Source organism: Mesorhizobium sp. WSM3864 (assembly GCF_002294955.1).
GTDB lineage: Bacteria > Pseudomonadota > Alphaproteobacteria > Rhizobiales > Rhizobiaceae > Mesorhizobium.
In genome coordinates this window covers 1-1218 of record NZ_NSGD01000056.1, presented here as the reverse complement: position 1 = coordinate 1218, position 1218 = coordinate 1, and the positions used below count along the sequence as shown (strand labels likewise).

1 protein-coding gene is annotated in these 1218 nt (G+C 63.6%); it reads left to right on the top strand.

Annotated elements, in window-relative coordinates; genetic code table 11:
• The first annotated feature begins 100 nt into the window (after positions 1-100).
• Positions 101-1201 carry an ISAs1 family transposase gene (locus CK215_RS30540; protein ID WP_095833146.1) on the top strand — a complete coding sequence of 367 codons (1101 nt, stop codon included), beginning with the start codon at positions 101-103 and terminating at the stop codon, positions 1199-1201.
• The last annotated feature ends 17 nt before the right edge of the window (positions 1202-1218 follow it).

The window sequence follows — 1218 nt, the reverse complement described above, 5'->3', positions numbered from 1 at the left end:
CCCCCTCGAGGGCAGGGGAATCGCAGATAAGTTGATTGGCTATTGCCAAGCCGCAAAAGAAGGATTCTTGAGAGGCTTTCTCGTAGCAGAGGAGGCCCGAGTGCGGCTTGTTTTGTCGATCCTGCAAGCAGTTCGCGATCCGCGCGACATCAAGGCGCGGCATGATCTTGCTGAACTTCTGTTTCTGGCGCTGGCGGCGACGCTGTGCGGGGCCAAAAGCTGTGTGGATATTGCGGAGTTCGCAGAGGGGCGCGAGGAGGAGCTGAAAGAGTTCATCGAGCTGAAGCATGGGTGTCCGAGCCACGACACCTTCAGCCGGGTGTTTCGGCTTCTTGATCCGCAGGAGTTGTCGGATGCGCTGAGCGCCTTCATGGCGGCATTGCGGCGTGAGCTTGGGCTCGGCCCACCGCGTGGCGTGGTGGCCGTCGACGGCAAGGCGCTGAGGCGCGGTTATGAGAAGGGCCGCGCCTTCATGCCGCCGCTGATGGTCAGTGCCTGGGATGCCGAGACGCGGCTGGCGATTGCGGCAACGCGGGCGCCGGCCTCCGACGAGGTTGCGGCGACGCTGGCGCTGCTGAAGAGCCTGGATCTCAAGGGCTGCACGGTGACGGCCGACGCCTTGCATTGTCGCCCCGAGACGGCCAAGGCGCTGCTGGCGCAGAAGGCGCATTATGCCCTTGGGCTGAAGGCCAACCGGGGTCGTCTGTTTGCCGCGGCCGAGAAAAGCTTCGCCGCGGCGGGCGAGATCGCCGGCTTCGAAACACGCGACAGCGGCCATGGCCGCACCGAAGTGCGCCGCGCCAGCGTGCTGCCGCTTGCCAGGCTCAAGGACGCGCCCGCCTTCCCCGGCCTCAAGGCCATTGGCCGCGTCGAGGCCCTGCGCACCACTGCCGACGGCAAGACGACCACATCGGTCCGCTATATCGCCCTCTCCAAGGTGCTGACGCCCAACAAATTGGCTGAGACGGTTCGTGCCCACTGGACGATCGAGAACCAGTTGCACTGGAGCCTTGATGTTGTCTTCCACGAGGATGACGCCCGCACCCGAAAGGACAACGCGCCACAAAACCTGGCCGTCATCCGCAGGCTCGCCCAAAACATCTTGGCTGCCCATCCGCTCGACAAACCAATCGCCAGCAAGATGCGCAGGGCCAACTGGAGCAAAGACTTCTTCTATGAACTCTTTACTCATATGCGATAGCCCTGCCCTCGAGGGGG